The following is a 21,217-nucleotide window of genomic DNA, read 5'->3' on the forward strand; positions in this document are numbered from 1 at the left end:
GCCGCGCGCGTCTGTCGCTTTGGGAAGCTAAGCTTGGCCCAGACTTGGCGTCGTGTTGCTTCCCGGCGTAGGCGATGCTGGTCTAAGACAAACTCTTTCATATGTCAAACATTACATATATAACTTTCTTTCAAGGAGGCCCGATGCCGCACCAAATCATCCGCCGTGATGTGACTTTTCAGTCCGAAGGCGACCCGATCAGCGCCTGGTTCTATGAGCCGGCGAATGCTGGAGCAGAGGGCGCACCAAAACTTCGGCCCGGCATCGTCATGGCTCATGGCTTCGGGGCGACGAAGTCCATGCATCTCGACAGTTTCGCCTTGCGCTTCGCGGCGGCTGGCTTCGTTGTCGTGGTCTTCGACTATCGACGTCTGGGCGAAAGCGGCGGCGTGCCGCGCCAGGAAATCGATCCGGCGACGCAGATCGAGGATTATCGCAACGCCATCACCTGGCTCTGCACTCAGCCCGGCGTCGATGCCGATCGTATCGGCATCTGGGGCACGAGTTATAGCGGTGGTCATGTGCTCGTCGTCGGCGCGACCGATCTGCGGGTGAAATGTGTTGTTGCGCAAGTGCCGACCATCAGCGGTTATGCGGTGGGCAAACGCCGTTTCGGCACGGCCGAAGCGCTGGCGAAACTCAATGCCGATCTCCATGCGGATCGTCTGGCGCGGCTGCAAGGCGCGGCGCCGGAATTGCGTCCGCTTGTTGCTGCCACGCCGGCCGATGTTGGCGCGATCTATGCCGCGCCCGATGCGATCAAATGGTATGTGGAGGCGGGCGCCGCCGGCGGCGGCTGGGTTAATCAAGCGACCCTGCGGTCCATCGAATATTCGCGCGCCTATGAGCCTGGCGCCTATGTGTCCTTCATCAGCCCGCGTCCGTTGCTGATGATCGTGGCGCGCGAGGATTTCGTCACCCCAACCGATCTGGCGCTGTCGGCCTTCGAGAGCGCGCGTGCGCCAAAGAAACTTGTGCTGGTGCCCGGCGGTCATTTCGAACCCTATGGCGCGGCATTGCCGCAAGCCGCCGGCGCCGCGACCGACTGGTTTGTCGAACATCTGAAACCTTGACGAGTTCTTGAACGAGTTCCTGCAATCCTGAATGAGGACATTATGGCTGTTGATCTTTTCGACCTCACCGGACGCGTCGCGCTGGTTACGGGCAGTGCATCCGGCATTGGCAGCGCGGTGGCGCGTCTGCTGGCGCAAGCCGGCGCCGACATGGTCGTGCATGGCTTCAATCAGGCCGAGGCGAGCGCGGCGCTTGTCGCTGAGATCAAGGCTATGGGGCGTCGCGCCATTGCGGTCGATGGCGATCTGACCGATGCGAAGGTCGTTGCCGGCATCGCCGAGACGATCGGCCAGCAGATGGGCGGGCTCTCGATCCTGGTCAATTGCGCTGGTGGCTCACCGCGCAAGGCGCTGTTCGCGACGATGGACGAAAGCGATTGGGATCATGTGATCGACAAGAATCTCAAATCGATGTTCCTGACGACACGGGCGATGCTGCCGCTGCTAAAGGCAAAGCCCGAAGCTTCCATCGTCAACATCACTTCTTGCGTGACGCGCTCCGGCGGCGTGCCTGGCGGCGGCGCCTATGCGACGGCCAAGGGCGGCGTTGATGTTCTGACACGCGCGCTTGCCAAGGAGCTGGCTGGCAATGGCATCCGCGTCAATGGCATTGCGCCGGGACTGGTAGACAGTCCGTTCCATGAGGGTGATCCGAAGAGCAAATACGCCCATTTGATCGGCCGTATTCCGCTCGGCCGCATCGGTGAGCCCGAGGATCTGGCGGGGCCGGTGTTGTTTCTTGTCTCCAAAGCGGCGCGCTATGTCACCGCCGAGATTATCGAAGTGAGTGGCGGGACGCGCCTGACTTAACGAGAAGCAGAAGAGGGGCGCGGATGAGGTCCGCACCCCTCGTGTCTCAAAGTTTTAGGCCTTCGCCAGCTTGTCCTGCGTCTTGGTGTCGAAGTCGCTGGCGTCGTGGCGCTCGTGCAGTTGGGTCTCCGGGTCGCCGCTGGTGCGGTTGACCATGCGGCCGCGCTTCACGGCGGGGCGCGCATAGAGCTGGTCGGCCCAGCGCAGCAGGTTCTTGTATTCGTGCACGGCGAGGAATTCGCCAGCGCCGTAGTTCCAGCCCTTCACCAGGCCGCCATACCAGGGCCAGATCGCCATGTCGGCGATGCTGTATTCGCTGCCGGCGATATATTCGTGCTCGGCCAGCTGCCGATCGAGCACGTCGAGCTGGCGCTTGGTTTCCATGGCGTAGCGGTCGATGGCATATTCGATCTTCGTCGGTGCATAGGCATAGAAATGTCCCAGGCCGCCGCCGACGAAGGGCGCGCTGCCCATCTGCCAGAACAGCCATGACAGCGTCTCTGCGCGCGCCGCTTGTTCGGTCGGCAGGAAGGCGTCGAATTTTTCCGCCAGATGCATCAGGATGGCGCCGGATTCGAACACGCGGATCGGCGTCTTGCCGCTGCGATCCACTAGGGCCGGAATCTTGGAGTTCGGGTTGACGGCGACGAAGCCGCTGCCGAATTGATCGCCTTCACCGATCTTGATCAGCCAGGCATCATATTCGGCGTCGCTGTGTCCCGCCGCCAGCAGTTCCTCCAGCATGATCGTCACCTTCACGCCATTGGGCGTGCCGAGCGAATAGAGCTGCAGCGGGTGCTTGCCGATCGGCAGTTCCTTGTCGTGGGTCGGCCCGGCGATCGGGCGATTGATGTTGGCGAACTGCCCGCCATTGCCCTTGTTCCAGGTCCAGACTTTGGGCGGCGTGTATTCGGATGTCTCTGCCATGTTCGGCTCCGCTGATGGATGGATGATTGGTAATCTGGGTGCTTGTTATGCGAACGACAATCGGGCTGATCGGTTTTCTGAAGGGGACGTCTAATTCACCCGTTGGTCGTAGCTCTGCTGCGCATCGATGACGGCAGCGAAATTGTTTTCGGCCCAGAGACGCAGGGCATCGACGGCCTGTGCCAAGGTGCGGCCGAGTGGGGTGATCGCATATTCGACTGTCACTGGAACGGTGGCTATGGCGGTGCGTGTCACGAGGCCGTCGCGCTCCAGGCTTTTCAATGTGTGCGACGCCATTTTTTGCGACAGGCCGTCGATCTCACGGCGCAGCTGATTAAACCGCTGCGGTCCGCGATCGAGGAGGCCCAGGATCAGCACGGCCCATTTGTCGGCGACGCGATCGAGCACCATCCGGGTCGGGCAGAGGGCGGAATAGGGGTTGGGCGGCAGGGTATCGCCAGAGGCGGTTTCGGTGAGGTGACTTAAGCGCATCGTGGTGCCTTCTTTACAGCAAGATATCTATACAGCATCTAGTATCCATTGGAAACCAATAGAAGGATACTGTCATGAAAATCGCTCTTATCGGCGCCACCGGGAACGCCGGCTCGCGCATTCTGGCCGAACTTTCCCAGCGTGGTCATAAGGTTACGGCGATCGTCCGGAAGCCGGAAGCCGTGCCGGCGCTGCCCGGCGTCACCGCCCAGAAGGGCGATGCCGACGATCAGGCGGCGCTGGCCAAATTGCTCGCGGGCCATGACGCGGTGATCAGCTCGGTGCATTTCTCGGCCAGCGACCCGCATAAGCTGATCGAAGCGGTGCGCGCTTCGGGCGTGAAGCGCTATCTGGTGGTCGGCGGCGCTAGCAGTCTGGAAGTGGCGCCGGGGGTGAAACTCATTGATACGCCAGAGTTTCCGGCGATTTACAAAGTCGAGGCCTCGGCCGGTAACGTCTTCCTCGACCTCCTGCGCCCCGAAAAAGAGCTCGACTGGACCTTCCTGTCGCCATCGGCCGTGTTTACCGCCGGCGAGCGCACCGGCAAGTTCCGCCTGGGCAAGGACACGCTCCTCACCAACGACAAGGGCAGCAGCATTTCCTTTGAGGATTATGCCATCGCCTTGGCCGATGAGCTTGAATCGCCAAGACATTCTCGCCAGCGCTTCACCGTCGGCTACTAACCGATTTGAGGGCGGGGCGGGGCGGAAAAAGGTCGGAAAACGCGCCGATCCACATCCAAAAACTTGCCCCGACTCGCCCCTTCCATTACCCGTGCGGCCATGAGCAAAAACGTCACGCCGCCGAGCGCGTCGGGTGGTTCCGGCGCCGATATCGTTTCGCTGAAAGATGCGCTCGAAGAGCGTTATCTCGCCTACGCGCTTTCCACCATCATGGGCCGCGCCCTGCCGGACGCGCGCGACGGCTTGAAGCCGGTGCATCGCCGTATTCTTTACGGCATGCACATCCTCAAGCTCGATCCGGGCACCGCCTTTAAGAAATGCGCCAAGATCGTCGGCGACGTGATGGGTTCGTTCCATCCGCACGGCGACCAGGCGATCTATGACGCGCTGGTGCGTCTCGCCCAGGATTTCTCCTCGCGCTATCCGCTGATCGAGGGGCAGGGCAATTTCGGCAACGTCGATGGCGATAGCCCGGCGGCCTATCGTTACACCGAAGCGCGCATGACCGAAGTGGCGCGCATGCTGCTCGAAGGCATCGATGAGGATGCCATCGACTTCCGCGAGAATTACTCCGGCGACCAGAAAGAGCCGATCGTTCTGCCGGCGGCTTTTCCGAACCTGCTCGGCAATGGCGCGCAGGGCATCGCGGTGGGCATGGCGACATCGATCCCGCCGCATAATATCGGCGAGCTGTGCGATGCCGCCCTCTATCTGGTGAACCATCCGAAGGCCAATTCGGATCAGCTGAGTGCCTTCGTGCCGGGACCGGATTTTCCGACCGGCGGCATTATCGTCGACACGCCCGAACAGATCCAGGAAGCCTATCGCACCGGCCGCGGCTCTTTCCGCATCCGCTCGCGTTGGGAGAAGGAAGAGGGCGCGCGCGGCACCTGGAACATCGTCGTCACCGAAATTCCTTATATGGTGCAGAAGAGCCGGCTCATCGAAAAGATGGCCGAGCTGATCAACGACAAGAAACTGCCCCTCGTCGCCGACATTCGCGATGAATCGGCGGAGGACGTGCGGGTTGTCATCGAGCCGCGCTCGCGCACGGTTGACCCGGCGGTGATGATGGAGACCCTGTTCAAGCTGACCGAGCTTGAAAGCCGTTTCCCGCTCAATATGAACGTGCTGGTCGATGGCGTTGTGCCCCGCGTGGTGTCGCTGTCGGAAGCGCTGAAGCAATGGCTCGACCATCGCCGCACCGTGCTGGTGCGCCGTTCGCGCAATCGTCTCGGCCAGATTGAACACCGGTTGGAAGTTCTGGCCGGCATGATCATCGTCTACCTCAATCTCGACGAGGTGATCCGCATCATCCGCGAGGAGGATGAGCCGAAGGATGCGCTGAAGGTCCGCTTCGAACTCTCCGACGTGCAGGCCAATTACATCCTCGACACGCGACTGCGCTCCTTGCGCCGCCTGGAAGAGATGCAGCTCAAGAAAGAGCACGACGACCTTACGCAGGAGAAGGGTGGCATCGAGGAACTGCTGGCGGACGAAGCCAAGCAGTGGAAAGTCATCACCATCCAAATTCGCGACATGAAGAAGAAGTTCGCCACCGATGCCAAGCTCGGCAAACGGCGCACGACCTTCGAGACCGCGCCTGTCACCGCCGATATCGATCTCACCGAAGCGCTGATTGAGCGCGAGCCGATCACCGTCGTCCTGTCCGAAAAGGGCTGGGTGCGGACCATGCGGGGCCATCAGGCCGATCTGTCGTCGCTCGCCTTCAAGGGCGATGATTATCTGAAGACCGCCTTCTTCACCGAGACGACGCAGAAGATCCTGCTGTTTGCCACCAACGGCAAAGTGTTCACGCTCGAGGCGTCGAAACTGCCGAGTGGTCGCGGTTTCGGCGAGCCGGTGCGCCTGATGGTCGATATCGAGGAGGGCGCCGACGTCACCGCGCTCTTCCCCTATCGATCCGGAACGAAAATGCTGGTCTCCTCGTCCGACGGACGCGGGTTCATGGTGTCGCAGGACGAGATGATCGGCAATACGCGCAAGGGCAAATCCCTGCTCAATGTCGATCCGGGCGAGAAGGCCGTCATCATCGTCGAGGCCGATGGCGATCATGTCGCCACCATCGGCGAGAACCGGAAATTGCTGGTCTTCAAGCTCGATGAAGTGCCGGAGATGGCGCGCGGCAAGGGCGTTCGCCTGCAGCGCTACAAGGATGGCAGCATCGCCGACGCGAAAGTGTTCAAGCTGTCGGAAGGACTCACCTGGAAGGACAGCGCCGGGCGCACCTTCACTGTCGAGCGTGGCGAGCTGAAGGAATGGATCGGCGCCCGCGCCGAGGCCGGGCGCCTGCCGCCCAAGGGCTTCCCGAAGACGAATAAGTTCGGGTGAGTTTCAAGCTCTGATGAATTGCAAGTTCTGATAAATTAAAGGCCGCGGCTTAAATGCAGCGGCCTTTTTTATGTCTGCTGATAGATGCTCTTCACCCGGTCGAAGCGGCGAGCCGCGAGATCGTCCTCATGCAGGATGAGGAAGGTGTTGCCGTCTCCACCCATGTCATGGGGCATGGTTCTGGTGCCGGCATAGCTCTCCGCGCCCCAGGAGAAGAGATGACGCCAGGGCGTGAGGCCGGGGCTTATGATCTCGCTGTTGTCGATTTCCTGCTCGGCATTGCCTTGGATGTCGGATGGCCAGCCGCCGAGACGATCGCCGAAATTGGCGGTGACGGTGTCGTCGCCGCCGACGAGTTCAGCGCCGGGATGGAAAGCCTGTTTGTGCGCGCCCTCCTGAAACCAGTCCCAAATCCTGCTCCATTTGGCGCTGCCATGGGGGAAGGCATATTTCCAATGGTGCGGCACGGTCAGCGCGGAGAAGGGGAACAGCACTTCGGCATGGGTCAGCCGTTCCCATTGCCAACTGCCGTCCCGGCGTTCGGCGCCTTGGCCGAAGCGATCGGAATAATCGACGAGCCGATGCGGCCAGGCGTGCCGTTCGAGCGTCGTTGTCTCTGGATGCCAGTGGACGGAGAACTGCTCGCCGGTGATGTCGCTGAAAATGCTCAACAGGCCGGTGTCGGGAAAATCGGCGGGGAAGCCCGCTTCGTGAACCAGGGTCGATAGATTGATCTGCGCGACGAAGGCCAGCGGCATCGGCACATACATATAGGCGGCCATGCCCTTGTGCCGGGCCACGACGCCGTCGAGATGGTCGGCGGAAATATGCGTGTCTGGATGGTCCCGCTGTAATTGCTCGAGACCTTCACGGATCATGCTGCCGCGCTGGTGCAGCGCCTCGGCCCGTTTCGCGGCGTCGGCAAAGGCTGGGCGCTGCGGCCAGATGAAATCGTGCGGCAGATCGGGATAGCCGCCGATCTTGCTGGTGCCGACCGGCAATGTATCGTCAAGCTGCTGCTGACGCACGAACAGGATCGCCGGCCGAACGGTGGCGGCAATGTCGCGGCTTTCGGCGCCGAGACCGGCGGCCCAAAGGGATTTTTCCAGATCATATGTCGAACGAAAGGCAGGCATGGTCGTGGCGTTATCGCCGATTTCGGCGCGTCGAGAAACGCCCTGGGGACCAGATGTTCACATGTTCCATGCCCTGCAGCAGCATGTAAGACGCTGAAATCCGGGGCAAATGCCATTAACCATCTTGTTATGGCTTGACCGTGACTGTGGATGTCCGGGCCAAGAGACCGTCCTCATTTGATTTTCGGCGTCTTGATGCAGCGATGCAGATCGTCGACCTGAGCATCGCTCAGCACGCGGCGCGGCAACATCTGGAAGAGGCGGGACGAATGATAGAAGAGGATGATGCGTTGATCCTCCGCCCATCGGAACAGATCGGTCCAGGGGAAGGCGGCGCGTCCTTGCTGGTTCTGAACCTCGATGCCATCGTCCGACCACGTCAGGGTCAGGGGGTATTGAAAGCCTTTCTGTTCCTGGAAGGCTTTGCGCGTTTGGCGTGGAACGAGGAAGAAATAGCTGACGAGTGACCAGAGAATGCCGCCCCAGAAGGCGCCATGAACGATGACGGCAAGCGGCGCGGGCGGGGCGCGATGCCAACTCATGACGATAAAAACGAGATAGGCCAGGGTGACGCAGATCGAAAAGACAAGCAAAAGCGGCTTTCGATATTGTTTGCGCACATGCAGCTTGTTGGCGGTGACATAGTCCGCCGCTTCAAGTTGAAAAGTGACGCTGCGATTTGGCTGGTCTGTACCCAATATACTCACGACGGTCTCCAATTAATGCGGTAGAAATATGCATCCAGTGATCGTCGCTTTGATGAATCCATTCAACGATGGCGCGGTCTATCGGCCGATCATAGTGTTCGGGCAGGAGCTCCCCGGTTGTAAGAATGCGAGCTTCGATTTTGTTGGTGGGAAAATATTGATTTAGGACCGTATCGACTTCTCGAACCAAAGCTTCATCGGTTGCATTGTCAGTTGCGAACGTAGCCTCGATGCGCAAGGGATTGTGGAGGCAATCTTCGACCTGACCGGCAACGCGATGTTTGGTGTCGTGGATTTTTCCGTATGGATGAATCTTATGGGAAAAGCCGTGGAACTTTATCTCGAATATTGTTCCAAGCTGCCAAATATTTTCATAGCACGGAGGCCTTCTCGACAACTCTTTCTCCGATGGTTTCTTGCCGGCAATGAGGAGAAGATATGACGATGTCGGACGCGATCCGGGTGAGTAGATGCTGATACTTTGGTCTTCAGGCTTATAGATATCGCCTTTCGTATCAATGTTTATTTGCAAGATGTAGCTATCGGAAAAAGCCTTTGCGAGGGCATCGACGACACTGCTCGCAGTTCTGACAGTCGCCGCGAAGCTCACGTCATAATACGTGGTTGCCCCAGTCAGATCGATGTAAGGTCTATCGTCATCGTCTTTTTCATTTTCGGTTGGGAGGGCTGGAACCTCGCCTTGAATAGAGATGCCGGCGTAATGACAGAGTTGTCCTATTGAAAGCGAAGCATGTAAAGATGGGCCTATACGCTCATTCAACAGGTGGGCGGCGTCGCTATGGACGTCCGACTGGACAGCTTTTGCAATGTCAACTGACAGCCATCCGTTTCGGTAGCGACAGTACACTTCCCGCCCGTCATGAGTTCTCCCATCGAATTGCGCGGGCCAACCATTCCGCTTCCTAAGCGATGCAAGATCGAGATTCAGGGGACTCAACTTCGGTGGCGTGAAGAAGCGCATTGATTGAGTATCGGTCACGATTGTATCCGTTAGATTCAGTATGGATTTCGCGCGGTCACGCAATTACGCCGCCGGGAAAAATTAACGACGTGGCTAAAGTCGGAACCGGTTAGTCTGGACAGCTTATCGAGGCCCCTCATTCCTCAAGCGTGAAGCCGACACGGATCGTCACCTGATAATGCGCGATCTTGTCGTTATCGATAAAACCACGTGTATTGGTGACTTCGAACCAGCGCATGTTGCGAACGGTCTTGGTGGCCCGCGCGATGGCGTTTTCGATCGCTTCCTCGATTGAGTCTTCCGAGGAACCAACGAGTTCGAGAATTTTGTAGACATGTTCTTGCATGTTCATTCTCCCTGGTTGGCGTGAAGCGCGATCGAACGCGTCCTCTCCCAGCGTGGCGATTATACGACGTTGGGCGTGGCTAGGCTAAGATTAATTGGGGGGATCAGCGTCTGAAGATGCCGGCGAATGTCGCAATCGCGGCTTCGGATTCAGCGCGGTCAGGCGTCTCGTTGTCGATGCCGTAGCCCCACATGTCATTGTCGCCGGCCTGTTGCACGACGATGCCGTCGGGACGCGGCAAAACGACGACATTGCGATAATAGACGCCGTAGCGCACCTCCGGCTGCGCCGGCAGCCAGGCGATCTGGCCGCGCACGGGTGTGATCGTCTCGTCCTTCCATAAAGCCCGCGCGCCATAGCCGGTGCAATTGACCACCACGGGCTGTTTGAGCCGTGCCAGATCAGCCGGCGTGTTGAACGTCATGGTTTCGATCTGGCCGCCTTCACGCAGAAAATCCTCAAGCAGCATTCTGGCCAGTTCGGTGACATTGAACTGCATGCTGGTGCCGTGTCTGACATAGTTGACCGGGAAGGGATGGGAGCCGGGCGCCAGGAGACGGAAGGGCGGTGTGATGTCGGCCAATACTTTCTTCTCATATTCGGCGAAGTGAATGTCGCCGATGGAGCGTGGCTTCGGCGCATCGTCGGACAAAGCGTAGCGATCGGTCCAGGCGACGGGCTCTCCCGGCAGGCCGAGCAGGGTTTGATAGGTGGCGTAGGAGGTGCGCGCCATGTCTTCCCACAAAGCCGGGAAGGTTGGCGCCACCCTATCGGCATCGGCGATGCGCGAGTCCGGCGACCAGGTGCCGGTGGCGCGGAAGGAGCGGGTCTGCGGCGTGCGCTCCTTGGTATAGATGGTCACCCTGGCGCCGGCTCGTCGCAGCAGCAGGGCGGAGGTGAGGCCAAGCGCACCGCAGCCGATGACGGCGATGTCGCGCTTGCCGCCTTCCAGCGCATAGCGCGCGGCGATCGTGCTCGACCCCCAGGACAGCGACCAGCCGCTGCCGCCGTGGCCATAGTTATGCACCACGCGCTTGTTGCCGACGCTCTCGACTTCAAGGCGTGGACCGGTGGCGCGGAACGGGCGCATGCAGGCGGTGATGCGCGTGATGCGATCGGCGCTGAGATGCACCGGCGCCAGAGAGGGCACTGTGAAACGAGGAGCTTTCTCGGTTGCTGGCGGCTTTGGGGCGCTGGCCTCCTCGGCGAAGGCGCGGGTGGCGGCCACGGCGCCAAGGCCGGAGAGGCCGATCATGAAGGCACGCCGGTTGTTCGTCATCTGAGGCATGGGTTATCTCGAAGTGGCGAGGCGGGATCGCCGATGTCGGCCAGAAAGACGGCAAGATTACGGGCGTAGGCTCGTCATGATTGTCGGCGAGGCGGGTAAAAGGCCATTGCGGTTTGGTTTTCTGTGAATTCCTATAAAGTCGCGCCCGGCCAGATGATTGCCCTGGGGCTTTCTGCGATACAAGCTGGCTCGAGATTTCACCGGCGCGACGTCGCTACCCGCCGGATCATAGGGCTGACGATCATGTCCTTTCCATACGATGATCCGTTCTGGACGTCGGCCGCTACATTTTTGTCGTCGCACGCACGCCCTGTCGACCGGGTTCTGGCACCTGAATTGTTCTGGCGGATTGTTCCGGTGGTCAGCACCTATGGCACGACGTTCGCGCCGCAGCCGCCCGTCTACGACTGGATGGTGCTGCACAAGGGCGAGCTTGAGCTTGTTGAGCGCCAGTTTCTAACGCGAATTGCGCAAGAGGCGGTTCCGGTTTTCGCCAATGAAGTGTTCGTTATTTTCGCAGACGTGCCAGACCGGAATTTAGCGTCGGTGCGCGAGAGCGAACACGTCCGCGCCTTCGAGGAGATCGTCAAGGCGTTGCCGCCGGCACAGGCGCCGCCCGTGTCGTCGGCGCCCTTGGTCATCCGGAATTTTTCCGCGATGAACTCCGCCGAACTCCGCGAGGCCATGAACGCATTCTGGCGCATCGGTGGCTATGAATATGTCACCTTGCGCGACAAGGTCTATTACGGCGAGGTGGATACCTACGTCGATGAATTCATCGAAGATGCCCGTGACCTGGAGGTCCTGGATCTGTGTTGCGGCGATGGGCGCGTCATCCCTAAATTGCAGAACGCGCGACGGGTGATCGGCATAGATTTATCGGACGAAGCCGTCCGGCTGGCGAACGAGCGCAACAGCTCACCGAACCATTCGTTTCAGGCGATGGATGCGGAGGCTCTCACATTCGCCGATGCCTCTTTCGATCTGGTGCTGTTCGTCGATGCGATCGAGCATGTACTGGACGCTGAAAAAGTCTTTCAGGAAATTGGACGGGTCATACGGCCAGGTGGCCGTCTCTTCGTGACTGTGGCCAACCGCGCCAGCCTGAATCAGGTCATGACCCGGAAGATGGGATTTCCCGAATTCAAAACCAACTATCAGCATATCCGCGAGTTCGACATGGCCGAGACGCGGCGTCTGTTCGCCGATGCCGGGTTTTCGATCGAACGGGAAGGGGGATTGTTTCTGTTCCCCTATTGGGGCGTCCCTGGCGTCGATCAACAGGTGCGCCACATCATCGACCATGACGCGGAAGTCGTCGAGCTGCATCGGCTTCTTGGTCGGGCGGTGGGGGCGGAACATGCCTATTGTTCAGTGGTGCTAGGCAGAAAAATCTGAAGTGCGGCGGCGGAATTTTATCGGATTGAGTTGAACCATGCGCGTTTGTCTTGACGCTTATTCAATAGATCTTCCGCATCAAACCGGCATTGGCGTTTATGCGCGCAGCCTCGCCGCGGCCTATCGCGCCAACGGCGTGATGGTCGACGGCTTGTTCGGACGTATTGCACCCCGGTTCGATGATCCCGAATTGGCGGAGATAGCCTTCCATCGTCAGGGCATAGTGGTCGGCGATCTGCCATTGCGGGAGCGGTTGCGGTGGTTCACAGATGGCCTGATGGGAAAGGTCCAGGCGTCTCGTGTCGAGCGGTCGGGGACCGTGCAGTATAGGCCGGTTGCCGAGCGGTTCAGCTGTCTTGACGGTGTTTTGAATGCGCCCATGCCGTTGGGGCGGGCGCAGCGCCATTTCGCCAAAACCGGCCGGTTTCTGACAGTCCGTCTGCCCAAAGACGTGGAGCTGATGCACTGGACCATGCCCGTGCCAATCCGGGCTGAGGGCATCAAAAATATCTATACGATTCTCGATTTGATTCCGTTTGTTCTGCCCTATGCGACGCTCGGCAATGCGGAGCATGAAATGAAGATGTTCCGCACCATTCTTGAGACGGCTGATCAGATTGTCACGATCTCGGAGTTCAGCCGTAGCGAGATTGCCCGCATCTTTGCCGTCGACAAGGAGAGCATCCTAAACACCTATCTTAGCGCGAGCACCGAGGCGACGATTGCTGCTGCGCCCGAGGATGAAATCGAGAAATTCGTTGCGGCGTCGGCGGGACTGCAACTGCGTAACTATCTCCTCTTCGTTGGCGCCATCGAACCGCGCAAGAACGTTGAGAGAATGATCGACGCCTATTTGAAATCCGCCACCACGCTGCCCCTCGTGGTCTGCTCGAGTTCCGGTTGGCTCAATGAAGAGACGATCACGCGTCTGGACTTTCTGTCCCGCAGTCTTGATGGGACGAGCCGGATGAATGGGGGAGGCAAGCGGATCATACGCATCAACAAGGCAAAGGATGCGGATATTGCGCGTTTGATCCGGGGCGCTCGCGCCGTCGTGTTTCCTTCTCTCTATGAAGGGTTTGGCTTGCCAGTTCTCGAGGCGATGCAATTGGGAACCCCGGTGATCACGTCCAACACGGCATCGATGGCCGAAATTGCGGCCGATGCCGCGATCTTGGTCGATCCTTTTGCAGTCGATGAACTGGCGCGCGCGATGGAGACCATCAGCAGCGACGACGTAACTTGGAGCCAGCTTGCGGCGGCTGGGCTGGCCAGGGCGGAGACGTTTTCGCCGAAGGCTTTCGCCGAGCGCATGCGTGTTGTTTTGAATATGCCGGACCGTGTCCGCGCCAAGGTGCCGTTGACGAGCGCAGAAGGCGCGCCTGCTGGTCTGTGACCTATCGGATTTGGCGCAGGTGTGGCTTGGCTTATCTTAGAACACCGCTGGTGAAGGCGGCGAGCGCGAAACAGGCGAGCGCCACCACCAATATGAACCAGTAATAGCCGGTCGGGTTTTCCAGCGCCGCGTTCGAGGGATTGGCCGGATCGTAGTGAACGTCGACATCGCTGCCGAGTGGATAGTGAGCGATGGTCTTTTCGGCGAAGCCACGCGCGCCGGAGACGCCGATGCCGAATTTGATCTGGCGGCCGTGGTAGTCGAGCCCGCGCACTTGATAGGTATATTCGACCGCTGGCGCGTAAGCGGTGCGCGAACGTCCGTCCTCCATCTTGTGAATGGTTTCCACTTCGCTCGTGATGATCCGTCCACGCACGACCGGCCAATTGGCGGCGGCGCGCGAAGCGCGGTAGCCGGCGACGAACGCCAGGAGCAGCAGCAAGCCGAAACAGATGGCGAAGACCGTGGCAGGGGCATTGCCGTTTGGCAGATGATCGCCGAGGAGGCGCGTCGCATTGGTGACAAGATACCAGACGACGAGCGCAAATAGCGCCAGGGCCGCGAAGCCGATGAGGCAGCCTTTGCCCATGCCGGAGGGCGGATCGCGCTCCAGCACGCAGTCATTTGGGTTCTTCGGATTGTAAAACACTTTGACGACGGCGCCGACAGGATAGCGTTGCAGGGTGGCCTCGGTGTTGGCGCCACCAGAATCTTCGCCGATGCCGATACGCTGGCTGCTCCACCTGCGTCCATCGGTGGTGAATTCATAGGCGACCGACGGCACGTTATGGACTTGAAGCGTGTCGCTCGTTCCCTTGCTGTGGCGCGCTTCGAGGGTCGAGCGGGTGATCCGTCCCATGGCGCTCGGCCAATGCGCCGCCTTGCGCATTTCGATCATCTTCACGGCGAACGCGAGGATGAGGAGCATGAGGATCGGCAGGAAGATCAGGCCGATCCAGAACGTATGATAATTGGTGAAAGGTAGCGCATTGCGCCAGGAATTGTCGCTGCCGTCCAGCAGCGTGAAGGCCAGGACGACGAGGGCGATGGTGCCGACCATGATCGCCACGGCCCAGGCGGGTGGTTCCGCCATGCCTCTGTTGGTGGGGATTGCGGCGGAGCTCGCCTCGGCTTCCTGCCGCCATTTGCAGGCGCGGGCCCAGGATCGGTCGCGGTGCAGATATTTGCCCAACAAGGCTTTCAGCGTCGCGGCATCGATGGTGTCGATCGAACGCTGACGTTGATCGTTTCTCCGGCTATGGAGACGGAAGGCGCTGCCTTCGGCAAAGGCCTCGACAGAGGTGCCATCGTCGGACGCGAGACGGAGGAACCAGCCGGCTGGATAGGGCGTCGCGTCGATCGCGGCGGCGATATCGTCAGATGTCGGGCGGGCGATGAGGCGGTTGTTGACGTTGAGTTCCAGGGCCCGGCTCCATGGCAGTCCATGGTCAGCCTATGCCTGTCCAGCGGTTGGCGAAATGTGTGCGGGCACACAAGGCCGTTCAGTCGACCACGTCCCAGCCGTCCATGCCGAGCCGCTCCTGCGGCAGGAAGCGGGCCTTGTAGGCCATCTTGCGCGAGCCATCGACCCAATAGCCGAGATAGAGGTGGGGTAGGCCGAGGCGGCGCGTGCGCTCGATATGATCGAGGATCATGAAGGTGCCAAGTGAGCGGTCCGCGTGTTCGGTATCGTAGAAGGAATAGACCATCGACAGGCCATCGGCGAGCACATCGGTGAGGCAGACGGCGATCAATGGACCGGTGCCGCGTCCGTTGATGGAGCTGTCGGGGCCACGGCGGCGATATTCGACCAGCCTGGTTTCGACATGGGTGTCCTCGATCATCATCGTGTAATCGAGCACGTTCATGTCGGCCATGCCGCCATCGCCGTGGCGGGCGTCGAGATAGCCGCGAAACAGCGAATATTGTTCCGAGGTCGGCCGTGCGGGCAGGGAGGCGCCGATGAGATCGCTGTTGGCGTCGAGCACGCGGCGCATGTTGCGGGTCGGCTTGAACTCGTCGACGCGGACGCGCACCGAAACGCAGGCGCGGCATTCCTCGCAGGCGGGACGATAGGCAATGGTCTGGGAGCGACGGAAGCCGCTTTCGGTGAGCGCATTGTTCAGCGCCACCGCCTTGCGCCCGACCAGATGGGTAAACACCTTCCGCTCCTCCCGCCCCGGCAGATAAGGGCAGGGCGAAGGCGAGGTGAGATAGAATTGCGGGGCGTCGCGCGGTTCGCTCGTCACGCTCCGAAGACTCCAGCGTTCATCATCCCCGTAAGGTTAGCAAAAAGGCTTACGAAAGCCAGAACATCTTCGGGGCGAACCTCCAGATATTAGGTGTAAGCGGCCCTCTATTACCGCATGAGCGCATAAGGCCCGCCCCGTTCGACGGCGGCGAGATAGGCCGGGCGGGCGTGGATGCGCTGGAGAAAAGCGGCGGTTTTCGGCCGCGCCTTGCCGTCGCCACGGGCGGCGGCGGCCTCGATGGGAAAGCTCATCTGGATGTCGGCGGCGGTAAAGGCATCGCCGGCGAACCATTCGGATTGGCCAAGCGCCGTCTCCCAATAATCGGCATGCTGGGCGAGCTGCGGATCGATGAAGCCTGCGACGGCGCCCTCCGTGTTGGGCAGGCGCGAAAGCACCAGTTTCATCAGCAACGGCGGCATGGCGGAGCCCTCGGCATAATGCATCCACATGCGATAGCGCTGGCGCTCTGGTGTGCCCGCCGCCGGGATCAGGCGGCCGTTGCCATAGGTCTCCACCAGATGTTCGAGAATGGCGCCGGACTCGGCATAGGTCTCGCCGTTGTCGGTGATGACGGGCGATTTGCCGAGCGGATGAATGGCGCGCAGCGCCGGTGGCGCGAGCATGGTTTTGGGGTCGCGCTCATAGCGGACGATTTCGTAAGGGAGCCCCAATTCCTCCAGTAGCCAGAGCACGCGCTGGGAGCGGGAATTGTTGAGGTGGTGAACCGTGATCATGAGGGTTCCTGAAGGGTTCGAGGGGCTTGAAGCTCAATGTAAATAGAATTAACATTACAAAATCAAGGAATCAACGACGGGCCTCCCTTGCGGCTTTCGCAGCTGAGCGGACGCCGCGACCGGCTGAGGGTGCGGGTCAAGAGTGGCCAAATTGGAGAGAATTCATGTCGCTTGCGCCGCTGCTGGCCGCGCCTCTCGCCATCCAGATTCATGCCTTCGCGGCGATGGCCGCCTTCGCGCTTGGCGTCGTTCAGTTCGCCGCGTCGAAGGGCACGCTGCCGCATCGCACGTTTGGTTGGATCTGGGTTGGGCTGATGCTGGCGGTGGCGCTGTCGTCGTTCTGGATTCACGAACTGCGCCTGTTCGGGCCATGGAGCCCGATCCATTTCCTGTCGATCTTCACCTTGGTGACGCTGCCGCTCGCGGTCTACGCGGCGCATAAGCACAAGGTGCGCGTGCATCAGCGCGCCATGATCGGCTTGTTCGTTGGGGCGCTGGTGATCGCCGGGCTGTTCACCTTCATTCCCGGCCGCTTGATGGCGCGGGTGGTTTTGGGTGGTTAGGCCGGGCAGCTGCGATCGGCATTCGCTTCCTGCTTCGTGCCGTGGGGCATGTCCTTCGACGCGGCGCGATCGAGCCACAAAAGCGAGAGCAGCGCGCCAGAGAGGAAAAGGATGACGGCGAGGGCGAGAGACAGCAGCATGCCGTCCATGAAAGCGTGTTCTGAGATGTCGCGCACGAGATAGCCGCAGACTGCCACGCCCAGCATGCCGCCGACTTGCCGGGCGGTGTTGAGCACACCCGAGGCGAGGCCGGCGCGCGAGGGCTCTACGGCGGAGAGCGTCATGTTGGTGATGGTGGGCACCACCAGGGCAAGGCCGCCGGCCGCCATCAGCATCGGCACGATGAGCAGCGCATAGGAGCCCGTCGTCACGGCGCCCAGGAGCAGCAGATAGCCGCTGGCCGCCAGCATTTGGCCCAGCACCATCAGACGACGCGCGCCAAGACGGGTGATGAGAAGGCCGCTGGCGATATTGGCGATCATGAGTACGATGGTCATCGGCAGAAAGGCTAGCCCCGTCTCCTGCGGCGAGAACTTCTGTTGCCATTGGAAGTAGAGGCTGAAAACGAAGATCAATCCATAATAGGCGAAATTCAAAAAGGCGCCGCTGATCGAGGCGATCGTGAAGGCACGTGATTGGAACAGCGTCAGCGGCAACATCGGCTCCGTCGTCCTGGCTTCGATCGCGATGAAGGCGACGGTGGCGATCACGGCGACCGACAGGGCAATGATGATGGTCGGATTCGTCCACCCGAGATGTCCGGCTTCGATCAACGCCGTGGCCAATGCGGCGAGCGCGATGATGGCGGTTCCTTGTCCGGGCAGGTCGAGCGATCGGCGCGCATTGACGGGGCTGCGCGGGGCATAGCGCAGCGTGATCGCCAATCCGATCAAGCCGATCGGCAGATTGATGAGAAAGATGCTGCGCCAGCCGAAATGGGCGACGAGAAAGCCGCCGATGACGGGGCCCGCGGCCAGCGCACTGCCGCCGGCGGCGCTCCACCAGCCCACGGCACGGTGGCGTGTCGCCTCGACCGGGAATGCCTGTTGAACGAGCGAGAGCGAATTGGGAATGAGCAGCGCCGCGCCCGCACCCTGAACGAGGCGCGCCATAACCAATGTCATCAGCGTGGGGGCGAGGCCACAGGCGACGGAGGCGGCCGTGAACAGGACGAAGCCGGCAACGAAGACCTTGCGCGCGCCAAAGCGGTCGCCCAGCGTTCCAGTGGTGAGAAGCAGGGCGGCGAAGATCAGCGTATAGGCGTTGACCACCCATTCGAGGCCGGCGACGTTTGTTGAGAAGTCGGCACGGAAGGCGTCGAGCGCGACATTGACGACGCTGACATCAACGACAACGACGACGAAGCCGAGGGCGGCGCCGATGAGCGTGAGCCGCGACCGGGAGGCGGGAGAAGGCGACATTGCAAGGATCCAAAAGGGTTTGCCAAAATGGGTCGCCCCGCAATACGCCCGTGCGCACTATGCGAAAATTCGGTATATATGCGACTGATCCTTGAGATTTCGCACAGATTGTCGATTGGCAAATGGTTGACTGGGAAGACATCCGGCATTTCCTCGCCGTGGCGCAAAGCGGGTCGCTGTCTGCCGCTGCCCGCAGCTTGAAAGTCGATCATGCGACGGTGAGCCGGCGGCTCGCTGCCCTTGAGGCGGCGCTCGACGTGCGGCTGGTCGATCGCCTGCCGCGATCCTGCCGTCTCACCACGACCGGCCAGCAGGTGTTCGAGCGCGCGCTGGAAATGGAAGCCGGCGCCCATGGCATCGCCCGGTTGGCGAAGGCTGCTCATGCGCCGCTTGTCGGCCGGGTCACGCTGAGTGCGGCGCCGGTTCTGGTCACGCATCTTCTGGCGGAGCGCTTGACGCGCTTCCGCACCGAATATCCCGATATTCGCCTTTCGTTGTCTTCTGAAGGGCAGCAGATTTCGCTCAGCCGGCGCGAGGCCGATGTTGCCCTACGCATGGCCCAGCCCGATGAAGCGAGCAGCGTGGCGCGGAAGATCGGCAGGATGCCCTTCGGCCTCTACGCGCACCGGGCCTATGTCCATTTGACGATACCCGAGCGCTGGCAGTTCATCGCCTTCGACGAGAGCTTCGCCGACATGCCGCAGCAGGTGTGGCTGCTCGGCATTGCCGGCAAACGGCCTGTGGCCTGCGAATTGAACCTTATCAGTGAACATCTCATCGCCGCGCGGGCGGGGGCCGGTGTGGCCGGCTTACCCTGCTTTATCGGGGAGAGAGACCGCGATCTGGTGCGGATCGATCAAGACGTCCCGGCTTTCGCGCGCGACATCTGGCTCGCGGTCCATCACGACTTGCGCCAAGCGCCGGCGGTTCGCGCCGTAATGGATTTCGTCGCGGCCGCCGTTGTCGAGAACCGCGATCTGTCGTTGCGATAAAAAAGCTTGGCGCGCTCTAGTCGCGGCGGCGGGTGATGATCACGTCCGACAGGATGTCGTGCAGGCAGCGCTTGTTGCGGGTGAACAGGCAGACCAGCAGCGAGAACGGCGTCAGGATGGTGAAGCTCAGATAGAACAGCACCGCATGAGCGGCGGCATTGATGAACGGCACCGGATGGCCGTCGGTGAGGCTGGCTTCGAGATCCATGAAGCGCATGCCGGGCGTGCCATGACGCCAGCCCGAGACCGTGAGGCCGTTGTAGAAGAATGCGACCAGCGGAAACAGGAAGGGGATGGGTAGCCAGGCGAGGCCGAACGTGACGACACCCAGGATGCCCAACACCATGAAGGCGACGGTCACGAGAATGGTGACGAGGATCAGGTCAAGACAGACCGCGATGATCCGACGCGTCCGCACGCCCTCAAGGGCAGCGGCCGGTAGATCTTGATCGAAGATCACCGGGGCGGGGGAGTTCTGGCCGGAATAGCTCATCTTGGTCCTCTCGAAGCAGCGAAAGCCGCGACGCCTATCATTTGGGGAACGCCGAGCCGCGCGCAAGGTTCAAATGGGGTAAGTACCGGTCTGGATGGCGATTTATTGTGATGAGGGCCGTTTTTGGATTTTGGGCATGAAACGCAGGCTGTCATCATCAGCCTGATTTAATTGCGCAAAACGTATTTGCTGAAATCAGGCGGCTGTAGGGATCGCGTGCAACGGCAGCCCGATTACCGGTTCGTTTTCTCCTGACCGGCCGCCGCGCTATTTCCCTGAATGATCAGATCCTTCATGGCGTCCGTGAAAATGGCCACGCCTCTGCCGCCGAAATGGCAGCCGTCCATGCGGTCTTCGGCCGATATCAATCGATCCGTATCGACGCCGGCATAAATGCCCTTGGACGGGTCTGGCATCTGGTCCAAGGCGATACCGACGGGATTCTCGCGCACCCACGGAATGTCGGGCTCGCAAAACGTGGCGCGGGTTACGAAAATAGGTGCGCCAACGCCCTTGCCACGGATGCTGTCGACCAGTCCGAGGAAATGCTGGCGATAGGTCGCCGTATCGGTGCCTTGGCTGCGGTCGTCTTCGCCTTGAACCCAGACGATATGGGTCGGGAAATAGGTCGGCGTCAGTCTGTCCAACTGCTGCATGAGCATGGTGAAGAGATCACCGCCAGGGCTCCAGCGCGCGACTTTGGTTCCGCCGATGGCGAGAGGGACGATGACGACGGTGTCGTAGGCGCCCGCCTCGATGAGCTTGTTGGCGAGGATCGTCCAGCTCTCGCCACGGTCTCCGCTGGTCCCAAGGAGGGGAGACTCGGCGATCTGGCACTTTCCGTCGAACCACGAAACGATGTTGGCGCCATGGTGCGATTTCCCACGCTCGCCAGCCTCGTTGGAGGCGTTGGATTGGCCGATCGCGAGGATGACGGCCGTGCGTGGACCAGCGGGCGGGCAGGCCACGTCGGATTTGCCGGGATAGGCAACAAGCCGGCCAAAGTTGTCGATTTCGATGCGCCGCGCGGCCGGCGTCCGCCATTCGGCTTCAAAGCGCCGGATGGGGTTGGCTGGCCACTGGCCCTGATGGTCGCGCAGCGCCCCGTAAAGGAAGGCCAGGGCTAGGAGCAGCGCAGCGATTGTGAGACGCACCAATCTCGTGATCATCGG

Annotated in this window: 21 protein-coding genes; 8 read left to right on the forward strand and 13 right to left on the reverse strand. The window is 60.8% G+C overall.

The features are described from left to right. Positions 1-143 precede the first annotated feature (143 nt). Positions 144-1,073 carry an alpha/beta hydrolase gene (locus BLW50_RS04535; RefSeq protein ID WP_210186032.1) on the forward strand — a complete coding sequence of 310 codons (930 nt, stop codon included), beginning with the start codon at positions 144-146 and terminating at the stop codon, positions 1,071-1,073. A 42-nt stretch (positions 1,074-1,115) separates the two neighbouring features. Beyond that, complete coding sequence (locus BLW50_RS04540; protein ID WP_090698092.1) at positions 1,116-1,883, forward strand: SDR family NAD(P)-dependent oxidoreductase; 768 nt, start codon at positions 1,116-1,118, stop codon at positions 1,881-1,883. 54 nt (positions 1,884-1,937) lie between these two features. On the opposite strand, the gene yghU is transcribed toward BLW50_RS04540, so the two are convergent. Together yghU and BLW50_RS04550 are read right to left on the reverse strand one after the other, a co-directional pair. After that, positions 1,938-2,810 (reverse strand): glutathione-dependent disulfide-bond oxidoreductase, encoded by an 873-nt coding sequence (gene yghU, locus BLW50_RS04545; RefSeq protein WP_090698095.1) that lies wholly within the window; start codon positions 2,808-2,810, stop codon positions 1,938-1,940. 90 nt (positions 2,811-2,900) lie between these two features. Next, the gene (locus BLW50_RS04550; RefSeq protein ID WP_090698100.1) at positions 2,901-3,302 is read right to left on the reverse strand and encodes a winged helix-turn-helix transcriptional regulator; all 402 of its coding nucleotides are present in this window, start codon (positions 3,300-3,302) and stop codon (positions 2,901-2,903) included. A 74-nt stretch (positions 3,303-3,376) separates the two neighbouring features. Between BLW50_RS04550 and BLW50_RS04555 the strand changes: the two genes are divergently transcribed. Beyond that, positions 3,377-3,985 carry an NAD(P)-dependent oxidoreductase gene (locus tag BLW50_RS04555; RefSeq protein WP_090698104.1) on the forward strand — a complete coding sequence of 203 codons (609 nt, stop codon included), beginning with the start codon at positions 3,377-3,379 and terminating at the stop codon, positions 3,983-3,985. A gap of 99 nt (positions 3,986-4,084) precedes the next feature. Then, positions 4,085-6,337, forward strand: a complete 2,253-nt coding sequence (gene parC / locus BLW50_RS04560) for a DNA topoisomerase IV subunit A (protein WP_090698108.1) — start codon at positions 4,085-4,087, stop codon at positions 6,335-6,337. A gap of 68 nt (positions 6,338-6,405) precedes the next feature. Here parC and BLW50_RS04565 read toward each other — a convergent pair whose 3' ends face one another. From BLW50_RS04565 to BLW50_RS04585, 5 genes are all read right to left on the reverse strand, one after another. Beyond that, positions 6,406-7,473 carry a DUF1963 domain-containing protein gene (locus BLW50_RS04565; RefSeq protein ID WP_090698111.1) on the reverse strand — a complete coding sequence of 356 codons (1,068 nt, stop codon included), beginning with the start codon at positions 7,471-7,473 and terminating at the stop codon, positions 6,406-6,408. Positions 7,474-7,646: 173 nt separating this feature from the next. Beyond that, positions 7,647-8,180 carry a YcxB family protein gene (locus tag BLW50_RS04570; RefSeq protein WP_139267463.1) on the reverse strand — a complete coding sequence of 178 codons (534 nt, stop codon included), beginning with the start codon at positions 8,178-8,180 and terminating at the stop codon, positions 7,647-7,649. After that, entirely contained in the window at positions 8,128-9,180 is a 1,053-nt protein-coding gene (locus tag BLW50_RS30225; RefSeq protein ID WP_139267465.1) for a hypothetical protein, read from the reverse strand. Before BLW50_RS30225 ends, BLW50_RS04570 begins: the two co-directional genes overlap by 53 nt. A gap of 118 nt (positions 9,181-9,298) precedes the next feature. Further along, positions 9,299-9,508, reverse strand: coding sequence for a dodecin (locus BLW50_RS04580; protein ID WP_090708695.1), 210 nt, complete (start codon positions 9,506-9,508; stop codon positions 9,299-9,301). 103 nt (positions 9,509-9,611) lie between these two features. After that, complete coding sequence (locus BLW50_RS04585; RefSeq protein ID WP_090698123.1) at positions 9,612-10,796, reverse strand: NAD(P)/FAD-dependent oxidoreductase; 1,185 nt, start codon at positions 10,794-10,796, stop codon at positions 9,612-9,614. Between the two features lie 153 nt (positions 10,797-10,949). Between BLW50_RS04585 and BLW50_RS04590 the strand changes: the two genes are divergently transcribed. Beyond that, entirely contained in the window at positions 10,950-12,194 is a 1,245-nt protein-coding gene (locus tag BLW50_RS04590; RefSeq protein WP_210186033.1) for a class I SAM-dependent methyltransferase, read from the forward strand. A 139-nt stretch (positions 12,195-12,333) separates the two neighbouring features. Continuing rightward, the gene (locus tag BLW50_RS04595) at positions 12,334-13,590 is read left to right on the forward strand and encodes a glycosyltransferase family 4 protein (RefSeq protein WP_170849983.1); all 1,257 of its coding nucleotides are present in this window, start codon (positions 12,334-12,336) and stop codon (positions 13,588-13,590) included. Positions 13,591-13,621: 31 nt separating this feature from the next. Here BLW50_RS04595 and BLW50_RS04600 read toward each other — a convergent pair whose 3' ends face one another. The 3 genes from BLW50_RS04600 to BLW50_RS04610 form a co-directional block, all read right to left on the reverse strand. After that, entirely contained in the window at positions 13,622-14,782 is a 1,161-nt protein-coding gene (locus BLW50_RS04600; protein WP_139267466.1) for a DUF3592 domain-containing protein, read from the reverse strand. A 310-nt stretch (positions 14,783-15,092) separates the two neighbouring features. Next, positions 15,093-15,839, reverse strand: a complete 747-nt coding sequence (locus tag BLW50_RS04605) for an arginyltransferase (protein ID WP_090698134.1) — start codon at positions 15,837-15,839, stop codon at positions 15,093-15,095. A 110-nt stretch (positions 15,840-15,949) separates the two neighbouring features. Beyond that, entirely contained in the window at positions 15,950-16,576 is a 627-nt protein-coding gene (locus BLW50_RS04610) for a glutathione S-transferase family protein (protein ID WP_090698138.1), read from the reverse strand. A 164-nt stretch (positions 16,577-16,740) separates the two neighbouring features. Between BLW50_RS04610 and BLW50_RS04615 the strand changes: the two genes are divergently transcribed. Then, entirely contained in the window at positions 16,741-17,139 is a 399-nt protein-coding gene (locus BLW50_RS04615; protein WP_090698141.1) for a DUF2306 domain-containing protein, read from the forward strand. On the opposite strand, the gene BLW50_RS04620 is transcribed toward BLW50_RS04615, so the two are convergent. Beyond that, positions 17,136-18,560: an MFS transporter gene (locus tag BLW50_RS04620; protein WP_090698145.1), complete on the reverse strand. Its 1,425-nt coding sequence runs from the start codon at positions 18,558-18,560 to the stop codon at positions 17,136-17,138. The two genes, BLW50_RS04615 and BLW50_RS04620, sit on opposite strands and share 4 nt — an antisense overlap. 122 nt (positions 18,561-18,682) lie before the next feature. On the opposite strand from BLW50_RS04620, the gene BLW50_RS04625 reads away from it, so the two are divergent. After that, positions 18,683-19,552 (forward strand): LysR family transcriptional regulator, encoded by an 870-nt coding sequence (locus BLW50_RS04625; RefSeq protein ID WP_090698148.1) that lies wholly within the window; start codon positions 18,683-18,685, stop codon positions 19,550-19,552. Positions 19,553-19,568: 16 nt separating this feature from the next. Here BLW50_RS04625 and BLW50_RS04630 read toward each other — a convergent pair whose 3' ends face one another. Together BLW50_RS04630 and BLW50_RS04635 are read right to left on the reverse strand one after the other, a co-directional pair. Further along, positions 19,569-20,045: an RDD family protein gene (locus BLW50_RS04630; RefSeq protein WP_090698151.1), complete on the reverse strand. Its 477-nt coding sequence runs from the start codon at positions 20,043-20,045 to the stop codon at positions 19,569-19,571. Positions 20,046-20,278: 233 nt separating this feature from the next. After that, entirely contained in the window at positions 20,279-21,214 is a 936-nt protein-coding gene (locus BLW50_RS04635; protein ID WP_139267467.1) for a sialate O-acetylesterase, read from the reverse strand. Positions 21,215-21,217: the final 3 nt, after the last annotated feature.

It is taken from the genome of Beijerinckia sp. 28-YEA-48 (assembly GCF_900104955.1).
Lineage (GTDB): Bacteria > Pseudomonadota > Alphaproteobacteria > Rhizobiales > Beijerinckiaceae > Terripilifer.